Annotated in this window: 16 protein-coding genes; 7 read left to right on the top strand and 9 right to left on the bottom strand. The window is 51.9% G+C overall.

Features of this window, described 5'->3' with window-relative positions:
- Nucleotides 1-2: 2 nt before the first annotated feature.
- The 7 genes from CRO74_RS10560 to CRO74_RS10590 form a co-directional block, all read right to left on the bottom strand.
- Entirely contained in the window at nucleotides 3-1,082 is a 1,080-nt protein-coding gene (locus CRO74_RS10560; RefSeq protein WP_097125898.1) for an efflux RND transporter periplasmic adaptor subunit, read from the bottom strand.
- A gap of 28 nt (nucleotides 1,083-1,110) precedes the next feature.
- Entirely contained in the window at nucleotides 1,111-2,379 is a 1,269-nt protein-coding gene (locus CRO74_RS10565) for a TolC family protein (protein WP_097125899.1), read from the bottom strand.
- Between the two features lie 128 nt (nucleotides 2,380-2,507).
- Nucleotides 2,508-3,200 carry a response regulator transcription factor gene (locus CRO74_RS10570; protein ID WP_097125900.1) on the bottom strand — a complete coding sequence of 231 codons (693 nt, stop codon included), beginning with the start codon at nucleotides 3,198-3,200 and terminating at the stop codon, nucleotides 2,508-2,510.
- A 231-nt stretch (nucleotides 3,201-3,431) separates the two neighbouring features.
- Nucleotides 3,432-3,662, bottom strand: coding sequence for a hypothetical protein (locus CRO74_RS10575; protein WP_097125901.1), 231 nt, complete (start codon nucleotides 3,660-3,662; stop codon nucleotides 3,432-3,434).
- Nucleotides 3,663-3,841: 179 nt separating this feature from the next.
- The gene (locus tag CRO74_RS10580; RefSeq protein WP_097125902.1) at nucleotides 3,842-4,939 is read right to left on the bottom strand and encodes a Gfo/Idh/MocA family protein; all 1,098 of its coding nucleotides are present in this window, start codon (nucleotides 4,937-4,939) and stop codon (nucleotides 3,842-3,844) included.
- 83 nt (nucleotides 4,940-5,022) lie between these two features.
- Nucleotides 5,023-5,817: a sialate O-acetylesterase gene (locus CRO74_RS10585; RefSeq protein WP_097125903.1), complete on the bottom strand. Its 795-nt coding sequence runs from the start codon at nucleotides 5,815-5,817 to the stop codon at nucleotides 5,023-5,025.
- Between the two features lie 148 nt (nucleotides 5,818-5,965).
- Entirely contained in the window at nucleotides 5,966-6,592 is a 627-nt protein-coding gene (locus tag CRO74_RS10590) for a TetR/AcrR family transcriptional regulator (protein ID WP_097126097.1), read from the bottom strand.
- Nucleotides 6,593-6,756: 164 nt separating this feature from the next.
- Here CRO74_RS10590 and CRO74_RS10595 point away from each other — a divergent pair, with 164 nt between their 5' ends.
- From CRO74_RS10595 to CRO74_RS10625, 7 genes are all read left to right on the top strand, one after another.
- Nucleotides 6,757-7,827, top strand: a complete 1,071-nt coding sequence (locus CRO74_RS10595) for an efflux RND transporter periplasmic adaptor subunit (protein ID WP_097125904.1) — start codon at nucleotides 6,757-6,759, stop codon at nucleotides 7,825-7,827.
- Nucleotides 7,824-10,928, top strand: coding sequence for an efflux RND transporter permease subunit (locus tag CRO74_RS10600; protein ID WP_097125905.1), 3,105 nt, complete (start codon nucleotides 7,824-7,826; stop codon nucleotides 10,926-10,928). The genes CRO74_RS10595 and CRO74_RS10600 overlap by 4 nt, the downstream gene beginning before the upstream one ends.
- A gap of 2 nt (nucleotides 10,929-10,930) precedes the next feature.
- Entirely contained in the window at nucleotides 10,931-12,268 is a 1,338-nt protein-coding gene (locus CRO74_RS10605) for a TolC family protein (RefSeq protein WP_097125906.1), read from the top strand.
- 96 nt (nucleotides 12,269-12,364) lie between these two features.
- Nucleotides 12,365-13,240 carry a carbon-nitrogen hydrolase gene (locus CRO74_RS10610; protein WP_097125907.1) on the top strand — a complete coding sequence of 292 codons (876 nt, stop codon included), beginning with the start codon at nucleotides 12,365-12,367 and terminating at the stop codon, nucleotides 13,238-13,240.
- A 56-nt stretch (nucleotides 13,241-13,296) separates the two neighbouring features.
- A complete protein-coding gene (locus CRO74_RS10615; protein WP_097125908.1) occupies nucleotides 13,297-14,928 on the top strand; it encodes a hypothetical protein in 1,632 nt (543 codons plus the stop codon).
- A gap of 82 nt (nucleotides 14,929-15,010) precedes the next feature.
- The gene (locus CRO74_RS10620) at nucleotides 15,011-15,952 is read left to right on the top strand and encodes an ROK family protein (RefSeq protein WP_097125909.1); all 942 of its coding nucleotides are present in this window, start codon (nucleotides 15,011-15,013) and stop codon (nucleotides 15,950-15,952) included.
- A gap of 65 nt (nucleotides 15,953-16,017) precedes the next feature.
- The gene (locus CRO74_RS10625; RefSeq protein ID WP_097125910.1) at nucleotides 16,018-16,578 is read left to right on the top strand and encodes a D-sedoheptulose-7-phosphate isomerase; all 561 of its coding nucleotides are present in this window, start codon (nucleotides 16,018-16,020) and stop codon (nucleotides 16,576-16,578) included.
- 143 nt (nucleotides 16,579-16,721) lie between these two features.
- Here CRO74_RS10625 and CRO74_RS10630 read toward each other — a convergent pair whose 3' ends face one another.
- Nucleotides 16,722-17,414: a sulfite oxidase-like oxidoreductase gene (locus tag CRO74_RS10630; protein WP_097125911.1), complete on the bottom strand. Its 693-nt coding sequence runs from the start codon at nucleotides 17,412-17,414 to the stop codon at nucleotides 16,722-16,724.
- Between the two features lie 112 nt (nucleotides 17,415-17,526).
- A complete protein-coding gene (pheA, locus tag CRO74_RS10635) occupies nucleotides 17,527-18,600 on the bottom strand; it encodes a prephenate dehydratase (RefSeq protein WP_097125912.1) in 1,074 nt (357 codons plus the stop codon).
- Nucleotides 18,601-18,672 lie beyond the last annotated feature (72 nt).

Genomic DNA, 18,672 nt, shown 5'->3' on the forward strand with positions numbered 1-18,672 from the left:
TGCTAATTATTAAGGGCGTTGTAGACCAGCAGCTGGCTTTTGGAAATAACTTTCTCGCCGGGCTTGACCCCTTTGCTTATGTAGGCAACATCGCCGAGCGATTTGAGGACGCTGACCTCCCGGGTTTCAATGTCGGAGCGGCCTCTGAACACCATTACGTACTGTTTAGAGCGGTCAAAAATTACCGCCCCAGCAGGCACCGTGGCCAGCTTTCCGCCCTCTTCGTAGCGTAAGGTGACGGTAGCGTGCATTTCCGGCCGGAGTTTCATACCCATGTTGTGCAGCCGAATCCGGACGGTCATGGCTTTGGTTTGCGGGTCGAGTACGGTATAGATTTTATCAACCTGTCCGGTAAAGCGTTCATCGGGGTAGCTCAGCGTTTGTATACTCGCCTGCATACCGGTATGCACCCGACGGATATCACTTTCGTTGACATTTGCCAGCACCCATACATCGCTGATCTGCCCGATCGTAAACAGGTTATCGGCATTATCGGAGCGGAGCTGCATGTCGCGGTTAACATTTTTCTCGATAACATAGCCGTCGATAGGTGCTTTTACGGTGTACATCGACGCGTTGTTGATGCCGTATATCTGGGATACCTCACTGATCCGGTTTGCTTCCGCCTGCGCTTTTTCAACTTCTTTCTGAGCCGCTACTACTTCACGCTGGGATGTGAGTTTGGTTTCGAGAAGGTCCTGCGCTACCCGGAGGTTCTTTTCAGCAACCAGCAAATCAGACTGCGCCTGTATGGATTGTCGCTTCAGATCGGCCACTTCACCGGAACGAATAGCTGCCAGCGTCTGGCCTTTCCGTACATAATCGCCCAATTCAACCTTTACATCTTCAACGTTGCCCCCTACTAACGGGAACACTTTGACAACCCGATTTTCATCGGCAACAATCTTACCGACCAGTGTCAACTCACTGCGTACGGGCTGGGTAAAAACACTGTCGAGCCGAATACGACGCAACATGGTATCGGATAGCATAAAGGCCTGTAGTTCTTCAGGAGCGGCTTTTGGGGCACAGGAGCCGAGAACAGTCAAGCTGCCGATAAAAAAAAGAAGGTGAATTTTCATTGGTTCAGAGCCAAACGAATGGCTTGTTTTAGTTGAATAAATCGTCGCCCAGCAGGTAGTTCAATTCTTCATAGGCACTCACGCGGTCGGCCCTCAGGCGGTTGAGATTGCTGATGCTGTCGTTGTAGGCTTCGACCAGATCGACAAACTCCAGTAAGGTGATGTTGCCCTTTTGAAAGCTTAGCAGTACCCCCTGATTCAACTGGTCGAACTGGGTAGTAAACGCCTGCTCAACCGCCTGAACCCGGCGCTCTACTTCCCGCACTTTTTGGAGGGCCGTTGCCACTTCGTTTCGTATCTGCATGACTTTCTGCTGCTGCAACTGCGCCTGATAACTAATCTGACTTCGGGCAGCGCGAATAGCACCCTGATTCCGGTTGAACAGGGGAATGTCGGTAGACAAGGACAAGCCAACGTAGTTTTGGATGTAACTCCCGGCCTGATCGTAGTTGGCCCCCAGTCGAACATCCGGTACAGCCAGAGCACGCTGTAACGTGTGGTTCAATTCGGCCTGCCGTGTGAGCGAAATGGTGCCTTTTAGGTCAGGTCGATTCCGTAAAGCAATCTGCTGTAGCGTGTCGTCCGGCTGACTTGGTATGTGATAAACGGCCAGGGTCTCATCGGGAAGTATCGGCTTGATCGACTGATCGACAGACAATAGCGTGCGCAATGCCCGCTGGTCGTCGGCCAGTTGGAACACGATTGCTGTACGGTCATTGCTTAGTCGAAACAGCAACGCTTTCAGCCGGAGCAACTCGCGAAGCGACACATTCTGCCGAGTGTACTGAAACTCATAAGCCGCTACCGTCGACTGAAGCGTGACGAGTTGCTGGTCAAAGCGAACCAGTGTTTTTTGCTGAAAATAGATGGAATAGAATCGGCTGCGCAGATCGAAGCGCAATCCTCGCAGCAGGTCGAGGAGTTCAAACTGGGTTAACTGAGCGGCTTCTGATACCAATGCAATCCGTTTGTTCCGTTTTCCGGCCGTATAGAGCAGCTGCTCAATGGCGAGCGTTTTCTGCCCTTGCCGGCCCACATCCAGCACCCGACGAGCTTCGGAATTATACGTGCTTAGTTCAGCGGTAACGGTGGGGTTATCATACAGACTTGCCTGTAACACCTGCGCCTGGCTGGCGTCGATTCGAAACCGTTCGGCCAACAGCAACAGGTTGTTTTTAATAAACAGACTATCGGCCTGTTTAAGGGTGAGCCGGAGCGAGTCCTCCCCGCCGGACGTTTGTGCCTGAAGCGGGTTGGCATTCAGAAAAATGAAAATAAAGAAAAATAATAGCCGCATGCGTTGAATAATGTACGGCTACAAAGGTCAGTCGGGCAGCTTACGGCAGGCTTACAGCTGAGTTAGAAGAACGTTAGAATGTGATTAGATAAAACTTAGAGACGTTAGTCAGACTAACTATTCACACGTTACTCTTCCTTAAGCACGTAGCCCATTCCCGGTCTCGTATGAATGAGCTTCGGCTCAAAATCACGGTCAATCTTCTTCCGGAGGTAATTGATATAAACTTCTACAACATTGGTGTTGGGGTCGAAATTCAGATTCCAGACCTGCTCAGCGATATCCATTTTTGCCAGTACGCGCCCCCGGTTGCGTATCAGGTATTCCAGCAAAGCGAACTCCCGAGGGGTCAGGTCAATGGACGTTGCTCCACGTTTCACCTCACGGGAAGCTGAATTGACGATTAAATTAGCCACCCGCCACACCTTCTCCGGCTCGGCGGTCATTTCCTCCAGCAATGCCGACCGACGCAGGCAGGCCTCTACGCGGGCAATCAACTCCCGAAGATCAAAGGGTTTGACCAGATAATCGTCGGCACCCAGGCCCAACCCCTCTATTTTGTCTTCAATTTCACCCAGGGCTGTGAGCATAATAATGGGGAGATGCGGCTTTTCTGCCCGAACGCTGCGGCACACCTCAAATCCGTTGATACCAGGCAGGTTAATATCTAAAATGAGCAGATCGACGCCCGGCAACAATGCCATCTGGCGGCCGTTGTTTCCTTCATAAACTACCTCCGTAGCGTAGCCATCTTCCTGTAGTGTTCGGCTAATGATCTGCGCAATACGTCGGTCGTCTTCAATAATTAGTATCTTTTTCATCCCGTTGACTTCCCCGGAAACTGTCTTCGCGCTGGTTGTCCATCAGGATTCAGGCATGACACGGGCTCATTGTGTCATTTAATAACGGACACTACCAACGGAAAAATTCACACTAGCCACCCGATTAGAAAAATCTAATCTTTTTCTGAGTGATGGACAAGCAAAGTTTTCTTCTCCGACTTACCCGGAAAATAGCGTTGAAAAGTGATCAATGAAATAGGAAATCAGCCTCTACGCCAGATAAGGCAGGTAGGGTTCCAGCTTATCGGTTTCGCGGAAGGCCGTAACCTGATGTAAGCTATTGGTGTAGGCGTCGTACTTGAGTTCGACGTAAAAATTGTGAAGATTATACAGCAGGAAAATGTTCTCGCCTTCGTAGCGGTTGGCAAGTATGTCGCCCGTAAAGTAAAGGGTGTCGAGTTGCTGGTCGGCAGAAAGGCAGGTAAAATCGGCAGGTTGCATAGCTGTACGGGGTTGACAGGCGAAATAAACAAAAAGCGGGCGGCTCACCAAATGAGCCGCCCGACTTTATATAGCACAAGAAAAATACTACTACAATACAACTAAAACACTATTTCAAGTAACACCCTACGATACAGTATACTTGTAGAGGAAATCAATTAGTGTTGCCATATATTTTTTTAGCCAATCTTTACTTGCTTGCCTGTTTTGGCCGCCTGGTAGATTGCTTCTACAATTTTTATATCACGCAGGCCTTCTTCGCCGGGGACCATCATGGGCTTTTTATTCATGATCAACTCCGCATCGTCGTCCATTTGTTTGGCCTGCTGCCAGGTCACTTCGTAAGGATGGTCTATTTTACCGCCATTGCTCCAGACACCTTTTACGTTGTTATACCCCGAATACGGTTCTACGCGCAACGTGCCTTTGCTACCGATCACGTCCATAAAATTCATGTTCATGCCGTAACTCGACTGAACCACCGCCCGCGCTCCGCTCGGGAAAATAAGCTGCGCCATGGATGTTTCATCCAGACCGTTCTTGTACACGTCTGGCCGGGATGTGTACTGCTGGGCCGTAACGGCAATGGGTTCCTCGCCCGTTGCCAGGCGGGCACCCTGTAATACGTAAACGCCCATGTCGTACATGACGCCCCCGCCCATTTCTTTTTTCTGTTTCCAGTGATCGGTTCGGGCGTCGTAATAAGCAGCGGAACAGTTAACCATCTGTATTTTGCCAATCTTTCCATCACGCAGTCCTTTTACATACTCCTGCGTATTGGGGTCATGGTGCAAGCGGTAACCAACGGACAACGACACCTTGTTTTTAGCACAGGCATCGATCATGTTCTGGCACTCTTTGGCAGTAACGGCCATCGGTTTTTCAACCCAGACCTGTTTACCCGCTTTAGCCGCCCGCACCACATACTCTTCGTGCATGGAGGGCGGAAGCACCACATAGATCACGTCGATATCAGGGTTGTTGGCAATCTGGTCGAACGTCTGGTACGAATAGATGTTCTTGTCCGGAATGTTGTACTGCTTCTTCCACTTTTCAGCTTTTGCAGGCGTTCCGGTTACGATACCGGCTAGGTAACAGTTTTTGGTTTTTTGCAGAGCCGGTGCCAGCAGGTCGGTGCTGTAATAGCCTAGTCCCACGAGGGCTACACCCAGTTTGTCTTTAGCTGGTTTTGTCGATGCCCAAAGCGCATTGGGCAAAATGGCAGCGGCTGCGCCGGTCAGCGCTGTTGTTTGCAGGAAAGTTCGGCGAGATGTCATTTGGTTTCAAATTAAAAGTTTATGGTATAAAAATCAGGATTTCTGGTTGAAAGGTCAAGTCAGGCGATAGCCGTTCCATAGGGTCATTTGTGTTCTTCAGTTCTGGCAAGATAGGTATCTGCAAACCGGATGCCTAACATCCGGGCAGAAGGCGTATCGAAATGCGTGGTATCTCCTTTATGCGTTAAGCCACTTGCCGACACAACGTACATATTGGGTATGGTTTTAGGCAAGGTTTCCAGAATCGTGTTGATCTGAGCCGCAACCGGATGCTTTTGTACATAAAAATCACCCAGGGTACCAACGAGAAATGGGACGTTTTCAGCCTGCAAATCGGTTCGGATGCGGCTTACCAAAGCGGTTAATTTCTCGGCATAGACGGCGGCTTTTTCGGGTTGGCTATCCGATTCGCCCTGGTGCCAGAGTATGCCTGCCAACTCACCGTTTTCCAGCGCTTTTCTGGCTCGTTTAATGGCATCATCGTACGGATATGATTTGGTGGCCGCATAATAGGCCCCCGGTACCCAGACATCAATTCCCGACCCACCCTGAGCGCAGGGAATTAGACCAACATCTACTTTTTTGTCGGAGTCGACCAGTTTTTGGGCAAACGCCAGACCGGGGCCAACGCCAATAACGGTGGGTTTATCAAAATGGAGTGGGTCGCGGGCGGGTAGCCAGGTCTCTTCTTTAGTAAGCATCCAGATATGCTGGTGCGGTTGCTGATCTTTGGCTTCGGGTATGCCCCGGCCAGCCATGTTCGATTGACCGATGAGCAGGAACAGTTTAAGCCGGGGTGGTACGTCCTGCCTGAAGGCAAAGCATACCCCAAGCAACAGCAGCAGTAAGATCGGAGTCAATCGTAGCTGAATCTTCATGGCAGGTATTTACACGGTGAAAGACAATACTCCACCATTTATACGGTAACCTGCGGGACAAAATCAACCTTCCATAAGATAAGCCTCCGCCAGACAAATAAAAATAAGCAATATTTACACTATATATAAATTATAGTATAATTTATAATTAAGTGATTTCATTATAGAACCGAGGTGTGAGGAGACCGTGTAAGAGCAGGTTAACGATTTGGTCGGCTCGTTCGGGAAGCTCTTTTGACAGGGCTGACGTGATTGCTTCAGGAAACTGATTTAAAAAGTCCAGATCAGTAAGTTGCTGAATAGCGGCAACATAGGTCAGCATGGCGATGTGCCGGGAGGAATCATCCCGCAGATACCCAACCCGAACGCCCTCGTCCATCAACTGACTGAAATGCTTCAGTGGTATATCCCGTCTGATCTCGCAGGCTTTTTTCCAGGCCTCTGGCTCTGAGCGTTTTATATCCGTCCAGAAACCCTGGTTGATATTGGCGAAGCTCATCCCGATAAACCGAAGATAAGCCGCCACTTTCTGCCGCAGGGTTAGATCGACATTATTCAGAATGGTGTCTGCCTTTTCCTGGTACTCCAGAGCAAACTGCTCAATACCAGCCATTAACAGTTCCGACTTACTGCTGAAGTGGTTGTAGATAGTCTTCTTGCTGATACCCAGTTCACGAGCCAGGTCATCTACAGACATGTTGCTGTACCCATGCAGCAAGAATAATTTCTGAGCGGCCTCTATAATATGCTGCCTTGTTTTTGCTTTTACAGACACAATTCTCTTGATCAATTGGAAACTAAAAATACTAAAATAGTGTAAATTATAAAAACAAAGCCACTAGGTACTTACCTAAACGTATATATCATTCTAAACAAAGCGAGTCTTCTTCAATTATACCTCACAAACGTGAGTCTGTTTTACCTTATTCGCCAGTCCTTATGAGTAGTAACGTTATACGTCCCCTTGCACTTTCCCTGTCTATCTGGGCATTATCGGCCTGTCAGTCTTCTTCCGATAAAAAACAAAACCCAACATCGGCAGTCATTGAAACACCAGCAGCCATCCCCGTCATCGTTAGTCGGGTTCAGGATACCCAGGAAGGCGGACAACTGACTCTAAGCGGCTCAACTGAATCTGAAACGACCGTAAATTTAGGGTTTATGGTGGCCGGAAAACTAAATCGGGTCACAATTCAGGAAGGACAGACCGTTCGGGCGGGGCAACTGATTGCCTCCATCGAGCCAACCGACTACCAGTTGGGCGTCACCATTGCCAACGCCAACGTGGCGCGGGTGCAGGACGAATACAATCGGCTAACCATTCTGAAAGAACGGGGCAGTGTAACGCCCAGCGATTATGAAAAGGTGGTGACGGGGCTCGATGAAGTGAAAGCCCGCCAGCAACTGGCCGCCAAAAACCTCCGCGAAACCAAACTCTACTCCCCTATTTCCGGCATTGTGGCCCGCAAAGGAGCCAATCCCGGCGAGATCATTCCACAAGGGCAACCCCTCTTTCAAATCGCCGACATTCAGCCCATAAAAGTACGGGTATCGGTACCCGAATCGGAAGTTGGGCAGCTCCGTCTGGGGCAGTCTGCCCAAGTGACAATCCCGGCCATCAACGGAACCTATACCGGCAAAATTTCCCTCATCGGTGCCGTCGCGGACCCAGCTTCCCGCGCCTACTCCGTCAAGATCGACCTGCCCAATCCAAAACTTCAGATCCGCCCCGGTATGATTGCCGATGCCCGGATCACGTCGACCCGCCGATCTAAAGCCCTGAGTCTGCCGGGCAATGCCGTATTGCGCGACGACGATCAGTCCACCTACGTATTCGTGGCCGATTCGCTCAAAAAACAGGCGTTCAAACGAAAAGTGACCATCGGGAAGATTTTCGCCAGCAACGTCGAAATCACATCCGGTCTTACGCCCAGCGACCTCGTTGTAACTGGTGGTCAGCAGAAATTACAGGACGGCGCTTCGATTCAATTTAACCAATCCGCTCAATGAATCCCATTCAAGGCTCGTTAAAATACCCGCAGGTAACGCTCAGCGTTGTCTTTCTGGTGGCGGCATTGGGCATCTATTCCCTGCTGACCATGCCGCGTCGGGAGGACCCGAAAATCACTATCCGCACCGGGCTGGTCGTCGCCTTTTTTCCGGGTGCCAATTCCGCTCAGGTCGAAGATCAGGTAACCCGTAAACTGGAGCAGTATTTGTTCGGCTACGCCGAAGTGCGTAAAGAAAAAACGTACTCCACCACCCGCGACGGTGCCGTGGTCATTAACGTTGAACTGGAAGAGAACGTCAAAAATCCGGACATTTTCTGGTCCAAGCTTCGCCACGACCTCAACCAGGCCAAAGTGCTGGATTTGCCGCAGGGCGTTCAGGGGCCCATCGTCAACACCGATTTTGGCGATACCGTTGCCCTGCTGATTGGGGTCGAATCCGACCAGCTCTCCTACACTGAACTGGACGATAAACTCAAACGCATTGAAGACGGGCTGCGTACCATCAAAGCCGTGTCGAAAATACGGCGGTATGGGGAGCAAAAAGAGCAAATCACCATTACGGCCCGCTCCGAGCAAATAGCGCAATACGGTATAAAATGGACGCAGGTCGTGCAGGTACTCCAGGCCCAAAACGCCATCAAAGCCACCGGAAATGTCAAAACCGACCAGTCGCAGGTGCCGCTCTATGCCCAGGGTTATTATAATTCCGAACAGGAAATCAGCAATCAGGTAATCGGTACCACACCTACCGGGTCCGTTATTCGGCTGGGAGACGTAGCGACCATTAAACGGGAAGGTACGGAGCCAACATCGACCATCAACGTAAATGGCCACCGGGCGTTGATGCTGTCCGTTGAGATGCAGGAAGGCAATAACATTGTCAAGTTTGGCGACGATGTAGCGGCCAAGCTGGACGATATCCGGCATTACCTTCCCAGTTCGGTGAAGCTCACCACGGTTGTCAACCAGCCGCAGGTTGTTCAGCACAGCGTGAGTGACTTCATCCGGGAGTTCTTTCTGGCTATCGTCTCCGTTGTTGTCGTCACGATTGTTCTGCTGCCGTTCCGCATTGCCGCCGTGGCTGCCATGGCGATTCCAGTCACAGTAGCCGTTACGTTTGCGCTGCTGCATACATTCGGGATTGAGTTGCACCAGGTGTCGCTGGCCGCATTGATCGTCGTGCTGGGCATGGTTGTGGATGATGCCATTGTCATTGCCGACAACTACGTGGAACTCCTCGACGAAGGCATTGACCGATGGACGGCCGCCTGGCGCAGTGCCAGTGATCTGGTCGTTCCGGTACTCACGGCGACGGCGACGATTATCGCGTCGTTTTTACCGATGGTCATTCTGACCGGATCGGTAGGCGAGTTTATTTTTTCGCTGCCCATTACGGTTTCCATTGCGCTGGCCTCGTCGTTTATTGTGGCCATGTTGCTCACGCCTTTCCTGTGTTACACCTTCATCAAAAAAGGGTTGCATCAGGTTATTGAGCCGAGTAATCGTCCCGAAAAACGGAAGCGAAAATCGCTGCTCGATTACATGCAGGACGGCTACGACAAGGCCATCAACTGGTGCATCGACCACCGTACCGCCACACTGGTATTCGCCGTCGTTTCCATTGCCGCATCGGGTCTTTTGTTCAAAGCGATCCGGCAGAAATTCTTCCCGGCGGCTGAGCGAAACCAGTTTGTGGTAGAAGTCTGGATGCCAACCGGCACTAAACTCGACCGAACGAAAGAGGCTCTAGCCAGGCTGGAAGGGCTGCTCAAAAAAGACGGTCGGGTGGAAACTTACGCCACCTTTATCGGCACCAGTGCCCCTCGATTTTATTACAACTTTTCGCCCGAGCCACCCGTCACCAACTACGGGCAGATTCTGGTGAACACGACAACCAATGAAGAAACGGAAGCCCTAGCCGACGAACTGATCGGGAAAGTGGCCGCGCTGGTGCCCGATGGCACTCCCCGCGTGCGGCTGATGCAGCAGGGCGCGCTGACAATTGCGCCGGTGGAGGTTCGGATTATCGGCAACGACCTGAACGTGTTGAAACGGCTTGGTTCTCAGGTGCAGAATATTGTCCGCAAAGCACCCGGCAGCGCCCTCGTCCGCACGGATTTCAAAGAAGATTATTACGGCGTCGGGATTAGCCTGACGGAAGAGGCCAACCGGCTCGGCTTTACAACAACCGGCATTGCCACCAGTATTTACACCGGCTTCTCGGGTGCGCCCGTATCGGTGCTGTACGAAGGCGATCAGCCCGTTAACCTGGTTCTTCGGCTCGATGAAGAAAGCCGCCAGAACTTTACGGACCTGGAAAATACGTACCTCACTTCGCCCGTAACGGGCAGCAGTGTACCGCTCCGGCAGATTGCGACGTTACGACCCGAATGGCAAACCGGGCGAATTATGCACCGCAACGGCGTTCGTACGCTGACGGTTCAGTCCGAAACGAGTGGCAACACCCTGCCTTCCGAAGTACTGAAAGCCATTCAACCACAAATTGCCAGCATTCCCCTACCCGTTGGCTACAGCATTCAATACGGTGGTGAGGACGAAAACCGGCGGGCTACGTTCAGCCAAATGGTTGGTGCGCTGGGAATCAGCCTTGTGCTTATCTTCCTGATCCTGCTCTTCCAGTTTCGCAACCTGAAAGAATCACTGGTGGTCATGGCGTCCATTCCCCTCAGTCTGTTTGGCGCATTGCTGGGCCTGGTGCTAACGGGAAATCCGTTTGGCTTTACGGCCTTTATGGGGCTCATCAGCCTGTCGGGTATTGTTGTGCGAAACGCCATTATTCTGGTCGACTACGCCAACGAGCTGATTCGCAAAGGGATGGACATCCGCCAAGCGGCCATGGAAGCGGGCAAGCGTCGACTCCGGCCTATTTTTCTGACAACGATGGCCGCAGCCATTGGCGTTGTTCCCATGATTTTGTCCGGTTCGCCCATGTGGAGCCCACTGGCCAGCGTCATTGCCGTGGGCGTTGTTTTCTCGATGGTCATGGCCCTGCTGGTCATTCCGGTCCTGTTTGTGATGACCGTCAAACCCAAAGATGAAGCCGTCGCCCTGCCAACCACCCAGACTCATTCTCATTGACAATGAACACACTCCTAAAATTAACGATAGTTGGTATCCTCCTCAGCGGTGCGACTGTAGCCCAAACCACCCAGCCGGTACAGTTAAAGCAGGTACAGGATCAGGCCGTTCAGCAAAACCGGCGGCTGAAAATTGCCCGGTATAAGGTGGACGAGAGCGATTATAAGATCAGCGAAGCCCGCAGTCGGTTGTACCCGCTGATTGTTGCCAATGGCAGCTACACCTATAATGGCGTCACCCGCGATCTGACCCTGCCCCGAGGTTCAATCGGCGTGTTGCCCGGCGCAACGCCCATCCCGCTGCCCCAACAGGACCTGACTTTGTTCAAAGCCAAACATAACCTGTTTTTCGGCAACGTTCTGGCTTATCAACCCATCAGTCAGCTGGGTAAGATAAAGGACGGCATCAAAGTAGCCGAGACCGACGTGGCACTGGCCAAAACGCAGGTGAGTCAGGCAGAACTGGCCGTCCGGCAGGGTGTCGAAAAGTTGTATTATGGTCTATTGATCGCCCAGCGACAGCAACAGCAGGTTCAAACAACCCTTGAGCTGACCCAGGCCAAACTGTATGACGTGGAAAGCGCGCTCCTGGCCGGAAAAACAGACCCCGTCAATAAAGTGGGCCTACAGGCCGATCTGGCGAACCAGCAGCAGCAGTTGCTACAGCTTACGAACCAGGTGGAAGATTACACGGCCGATCTGAATGAGCTACTCGGCCAACCCGCCGAAACGCCGTTGAGCTTAAGCCCCGTAACGGATTCGTTACCAGCCTTACCCCCACTGGCTACGTTTCTGGAGGGTGCCAAAAACGGAAGCCTGGAAGTTCGTCAGGCTGACCAAACCAGTCAGAAAGCCGCGCTCGGTGTACAGGCGGCCCGCAAGGATTACATACCAACCATTGGTGCGCTGGGCGGCTATTTGTTCCAGAATGTGATCTCCGACCTTCCTCAAAGCAATTACTTTGTGGGGCTCCAGTTGAGTTACAACATCGTTGACTTTGGCCGTCGCCGGTCTACACTGAACCAGCGACTGTCGCAGGAGAAACAGGCCAGCGAAAATGTTCAGTACACGCGGGAACACATTGCCGGAGAGGTACAAAAATCTTATCGAAAAGCCCGTCAGGCGCAGTCATTGCTCCCCATTGCCGCTCAGGCTGCCCAATACCGGCGCGACGAGCTAAAGCTCAAAACCGACCGACTCGCGGCCGGGCTGGTCCTAAAGCGCGACGTACTGGAAACCCAGGCCGCACTGGCAAAGGCCGAAGCAGATTTGTTTTCGGCCCAACTGGCCTACCGGCTGGCCCTGTCCGATTTAGAAGCGCTCACGGGTATCAGCCGGTAGGATACATTTCGGAAAGCTTATCGAGGGTCGAACCCACCCGATAAGCTTTTTGTTGACAAATGGGACCATCAACGAATTACCGTCTATTTTTGCCCCATGTCTAAGAACGTCAATATCGGTTTAGTGCAGATGAGTTGCTCGGCAGATGTCGAGACGAATATCCAAAAAGCCATCAGCGGCATTCGGGAAGCGGCTGCGAAAGGGGCTCAAATCGTTTGTTTACAGGAATTATTCACGTCGCTGTACTTCTGCGACGTTGAAGACCATCATAATTTCAGTCTGGCCGAAGCCATCCCCGGTCCCACCACCAACCGACTTGGTGAACTGGCGGGTGAGCTGGGCGTTGTCATCATAGCGTCTCTTTTCGAGAAACGGGCGCATGGACTATACCACAATACCACGGCGGTGCTGGATGCCGATGGATCATATCTGGGTAAATACCGCAAGATGCACATTCCGGACGATCCGGGTTATTACGAGAAATTCTACTTCACCCCCGGCGACCTCGGCTATAAGGTCTTCGACACCAAGTTTGCCCGGATTGGCGTACTCATCTGCTGGGATCAGTGGTATCCTGAAGCAGCCCGTATTACCGCGCTCATGGGTGCCGAAATCCTGTTTTACCCAACCGCCATTGGTTGGGATACCAATGAACCTGACCCGGCGCAAAACACGGAGCAATACAACGCATGGCAAACGATTCAGCGGAGCCACGCCATTGCCAATGGCGTTCACGTGGTGGCCGTCAACCGGGTTGGCCGCGAGGCCGATCAGCAGTTCTGGGGTGGCTCATTCATTGCCAACCCTTTCGGTTCGTTGCTGTATCTGGCCCCGCACGACCAGGAACTCGTACACGTGCAAACCGTCGATCTGGCCCTCTCCGAAAAATACCGTACCACCTGGCCATACTTCCGCGACCGCCGGATTGATTCGTATCAACCCATTACAAAGCGATATATAGACCAGGATTAATCGGTTTAGGCCGGTTATACGTTACTCACCTAACTTAACACGTATTGAAGTCGGTTATGAAATTAATTGCAGTAGGCCTGGCAATGAGCCTGGCGGGTGCCGGTTATTGGTATTGGCAATCGACCGGCTCTCCGGCTGTTGCGGCCGTGCAGTTACAAGGACCTTTACCGGCGCAAACGTCACTCTCGCCCACGCCCCGCACGCAGTTCACCCCCACACCCAGTACCCGAAAAGGGTATTATAATCTGGATGTTGTTGGCGATTTTACTTTGCCAGCTACAAAAACCATTACGTTTTGCGGTGCCGGGCGAAACCTTCACGTACAGAAAGACCCTACGAAAATCTTCCGACGAGGGTTCTCAGCCGTTGATCAAAGCCGGATGGTGCCCAACGTCGAAATCTGGACAGATGGCTTCCCATCTAAGGGCTGGAAATCTTCGCTTCAACCGAGTCAGCGGTCGGTCATTCTTTATCAAAACTACTTCAGAGATTCGTTTGGTTTGGCCTGGGCGCAAAACAGCGATAAGGCAAATGAGACACTTTACCGCGCAGTCCCCAGCGGCAACGCTGCCGGAGCGGCTCGTCCCATCAACCGAAACACGTTGTACCAGGCCTGCACAGAACTGAGTGGAGGATGTTTTGGCTTTGGCGACTGCCCGCCTACTGGTATGAAAAGCACCTATGGGTTTATTTTTCTTGACATTGAGAACGATGGAGCCAACATGACCAATCGGCAGGAGCAGACAAACCTCTATACCTACATGGTTAAAACCATCAAGGAAAACGTAAGTCCAAAAACACAGGTTGGGTCAATTGCACCGGTTTTGCACAACAGTGTTGGTTACTCAAAAGCCGATGATTACAACGCCACACCCGACTGGCTTTGGGCGATGCCTGCCCAACACACAGCAACCAGCCGCCAGCGGGGTATGCCAGACGATATAGTTGGCAAATCGTACGGCGATTATGCTGACTTTCAAATGCCCGGCACCTATTATGCTTACCCGGATTTCGATTACTCGATCCGGCATAACGGGGATAACAGCCGTCATTGGCTGGCGGCTTTATTGGGCGAGCAGGAGGTCAATATGAAGCTATCACCCAAAAAGCGTATAGCCTGGCAATGGCTTTTTAATACCCAGAGCGAACTGCCGAACAGTAGCAAAGCAGAACATGCCGCTCCACCCGCTGTGGCCGAGGGGATGGGGATTTTTTACTGGTTCACCGGCGCTTATGGCGTTTTGTTCTGGGATGACCACAAGGATTTAGTCCCCGACTCGCCCTCACCCGCCGACCCGAGCCAGAAGGGCGTCGGCAACGACCGAAACTACACCTGTTATGAACACTACGTTCATGGCCTCTGGCGACTGTTCAAGCACCACACCGATGTATTCAACGGCCGGGAAACTTATCTTAACAACGCTACCGAGTGCTCCTACGACGGTGGACAAACGTGGTACAAGTACAACGCCAATCAACTTAAGGTACGCGACCTACCGTTTGTCCGGGCCATTGTCAACGGCAACCAAATCCTGGTAGCGGCCACTAAAGCCTATGCACAACCCAGCCAGACAAACCGGGTTATGCTACGTTATGTGCAGAATGGTTATTCGTTTTATACGACTATTACTCTCAAAGGCGACGAAATTTATCTGGGTCGGGCTACGATGAACCGGGCGAAAAGCTAGACGCTGAACAGTAGATTTGCAGTCCAACGGCGTTACTCTCACGCTACTCGACGAGTGCGTCATTGTCAAAATAATCCCCTACATGACTCTTGGTATTGAAATTGGCGGAACAAAACTGCAACTGATCACGGGCGATTCGACCGGTCAGATTAGCCAGCGATTCCGCTACGTCGTTGATCCCGAACAGGGAGCCGAAGGTATTCTGACACAAATCGCGACTACAATCCAGCAACTTCCAGAACCACCCTCTGCCATTGGCGTCGGTTTTGGCGGGCCTGTCGACTGGACAACAGGCCGTATTGCCACATCCCATCAGATAGGCGGCTGGTCGGGGGTTGATCTGGCGGGCTGGCTTCGGAAGCAGGTGCCGGGTGCTACGGTTCAAATTGAGAATGACGCCAATGTGGCTGCCCTCGGCGAAGCCCATAAAGGCGTTGCAACCGGCTTTAGCCGGGTGTTCTATATTACTTTGGGCAGCGGTGTTGGCGGGGGCATGGTCATTGACCGAAAGTTGTATCACGGTGCACTACCCGGCGAAGCAGAAATTGGCCATTTATGGCTCGTCCCCCCCGGCGATTCAACACCGGGCCAAACGGTTGAGCAGACAATTTCGGGCTGGGCTGTTGACCAGCAGATTCGGGACCTTCTGCCGCAGCTACCAGACGACTCAGCGCTTAAAATTGCCGTGCAGCAAGCCCATGCCTCTGGCTCTGTTGGTAAAGAAGCCCGGTTTTTACATCCGGCTTACGAAGCCAGCGACCCGGTTGCAAAAATGTTGATCGAGCAGATTGGTTCGGTGCTGGCGCTGGCATTATCGCACGTTGTTCACCTGTTTCATCCGGATGCCATTGTGCTGGGGGGCGGCCTGTCGCTCATTGGCGAACCGTTGCGGGCGGCCGTTCGTCAAACACTACCTCGTTTTGTTATGAAAACCTTTCAGCCAGCCCCCATCGTATTACTCGCCAAACTCGGCGAAGATTCCGTACCCGTCGGTGCCTTAATGCTAACAGTAAAAGATGTATGATATAGGATGTAGGATATACAATGTACACAGTACGCATAAAAACATCATACATTTCTCCCTTCCCTATGAACCAGGCTTACTTTAAAAATTACATCGACCGGCAGAAAGCCGCGTACGACGCTATTCCCATTGATCGGGTGGAGCATCTGATTAACCTCATCAAAAAATGCTGGGAAGAAGATCGGCAGTTTTTCGCCTTCGGCAACGGGGGCAGTGCCTCTAACGTATCTCACTTTATCACCGATCTTGGAAAAAGTGCATCCGACCGCATGGGCAAGCGTTTCCGGTGCCTATCGCTGAACGAGAATGTATCCTGGATTACGGCTCTCGGCAATGACTACGCTTACGAAGATATCTACCTGCGGCAACTTCAGAATTACGCCCGCCCCGGCGATCTGGTGCTAACCTTAAGCGTGAGCGGCAACTCGCCAAACGTCGTTAAAGCCATCGAATGGGCCAACGAAAACGGCCTCACAACCATGGCGCTGGTAGGCGGCAAGCGTGGCAAACTCGCCGACATTGCCCATGAGTCGATCATTATTCAGGATGAGCATTACGGCCGGGTCGAAGACGCCCAGATGACCATCTGCCACATGCTGTGTTATGGGTTTATTGAATCCACGTAGAGACGCAATACCTTGCGTCTCCTGATGCGTCAGCCCTTACTTTGTCTCCTTATGCGTCAGCCCTTACCTTGTCTCCTCACGCGTCAGCCTTGTATTGTATCGCTTTATTGCTGACGCGTGAGGAGACGCAAGGGATTGCGTCTCTACGAATACCGATCGTTGCGCCAGGGGTAGGCGGTATTGGAGTAGCCGCGTACTTCCCAGAAGCCCAGTTGATTTTTCGTCAGGAATTCAATCCGCTTGATCCATTTCGAGCCTTTCCAGGCGTATAGCTGCGGGGTGATCATGCGCAGCGGCCCACCGTGTTCACGAGTTAGGGGCTGGCCGTCGGCGGTATGGACTAGCAAAACGTCGGGTTTCAGGGCTTCTTCCAGCGAAACGTTGGTGGAGTAACCATCATAGCCGTAACACATAACGTGCGTAGCCGTGCCTTTGGGATCGACCAGAGCCGCCAGATCCATGAACCGAACCCCCACCCAGGGGACATTTAATCGCGACCAGGTCGTTACGCAATGAAAATCGCTGGTGTCTTCTACCTGCGGCAACTCCATCAGATCTTCCCACTTCAGCCGAACGGGATTATTCACTTCGCCATCAATATTGAGCTGCCATTTATCGAGTGGTATGGCGGGCTGGTAACCTAAATCCAGTACCGGCCATTTGGTCGTGACCGTTTGTCCGACCGGTACAGCGGGCATACCATGCCGGTTTACCGGTCCCGAACCCCGTGGCTTTTCGTCCGTCATGGAGGGCGTCTGAGCCATTTTTTCCTCAAACCGACGTTTGAGTTTCATCCGGGCTTCAATGATTTTATCGGTCTTTTCGTTTGCGTCCATCGTATGTTAGTCGGGAAGTGTACAGCGGTTTTTCCTTCGTAAACTGTAAATTCTATTTTCTGGTTTATACGAACGAAAAATGGCTTTATGGTAGCAGACTAGCGCGCCCGTTTCAGCTTACCCGTACATAACTGCCCAGCAGCTTGACTTCGGCCGCGTGGTGATTCAGTATCTCGTGCAGATCAGGATCGCTGGCGTGGCCTTCGCACTCCAGCAGAAACCAGTAACGGAAAGTTGCCCCGTCTCGCAAGGGGCGGCTTTCGATCTTGGTGAGGTTAATATTTCGAGTATTAAATTCCTGTAGAAATTCGGCCAGTACCCCCGGCGACTGGGTGTTCGGCAAGCGGGCAATTAAGGTGGTTTTGTCGTGCCCGCTGGGCTGGTTCACAAAATCCTTAGCCAGAATCAGAAACCGGGTTCGGTTCAGGTCGCTATCTTCAATGTTGTCGAACAACACGGGTACATCGAACAACTTAGCGGCAATATGTGAACAGATCGCTGCCGTGTTAGGCTGTTGAGCCGCCATCTTTGCCGCTTTCGACGTTGATTCAACCGGTACCATCTCGGCTTTCAGTTCATCAAAATAATCATTCAGGAAACGGCTGCACTGCCTGAATGCGATGTCTTTTGAATAAATATGGGTAATGTCGGCTAAGTTTTCGGCTTTTGTCGCAAAGGTAAAATGCACGGGAATCTGCACTTCGGCGGCTATTCGCAGGTCTTTCTCCAGCAAGAGATCGATGGCTTCTTCTACGACGCCTTCCTGGTTGTTTTCGATGGGCACAACGCCAAACCGCACCCGCCCCGTTTCAACACTCTCAAAGACCGACCGTATGGTTGGCAACGCCATATAAGCACTCATGGCCCCAAATCGGCTTTCGGCCGCCTGGTGTGTAAAGCTACCTTCGGGGCCTAAATAAGCCACTCGCTCTGGTAATTCGAGATTACGGGATACCGCAAATATTTCCAGAAAAATAGCTTCGATGGCAGACCGGTTCAGTAAACCGTCATTTTGCTGATGAAGCCGATCCAGAATCTGCTTTTCCCGTTCGGGCCGGTAAATAACTGTATTGGTTGTACGTTTGAGGTCGCCTACCCGGCGCACAAGTTCCATTCGTTGATTTAGCAACGTTAGAAGTTGATCATCGAGGGCATCAATGTCATTACGGAGAGACTCTAAAGTCATAAAAAAGTCGGTAAGGCAATAAGTCAATAAGTCGGTAAGCACGAAGCCAACATACAAACTTAGCACTTACCG

It is taken from the genome of Spirosoma fluviale (genome assembly GCF_900230225.1).
GTDB classification, from domain to species: Bacteria; Bacteroidota; Bacteroidia; order Cytophagales; family Spirosomataceae; genus Spirosoma; species Spirosoma fluviale.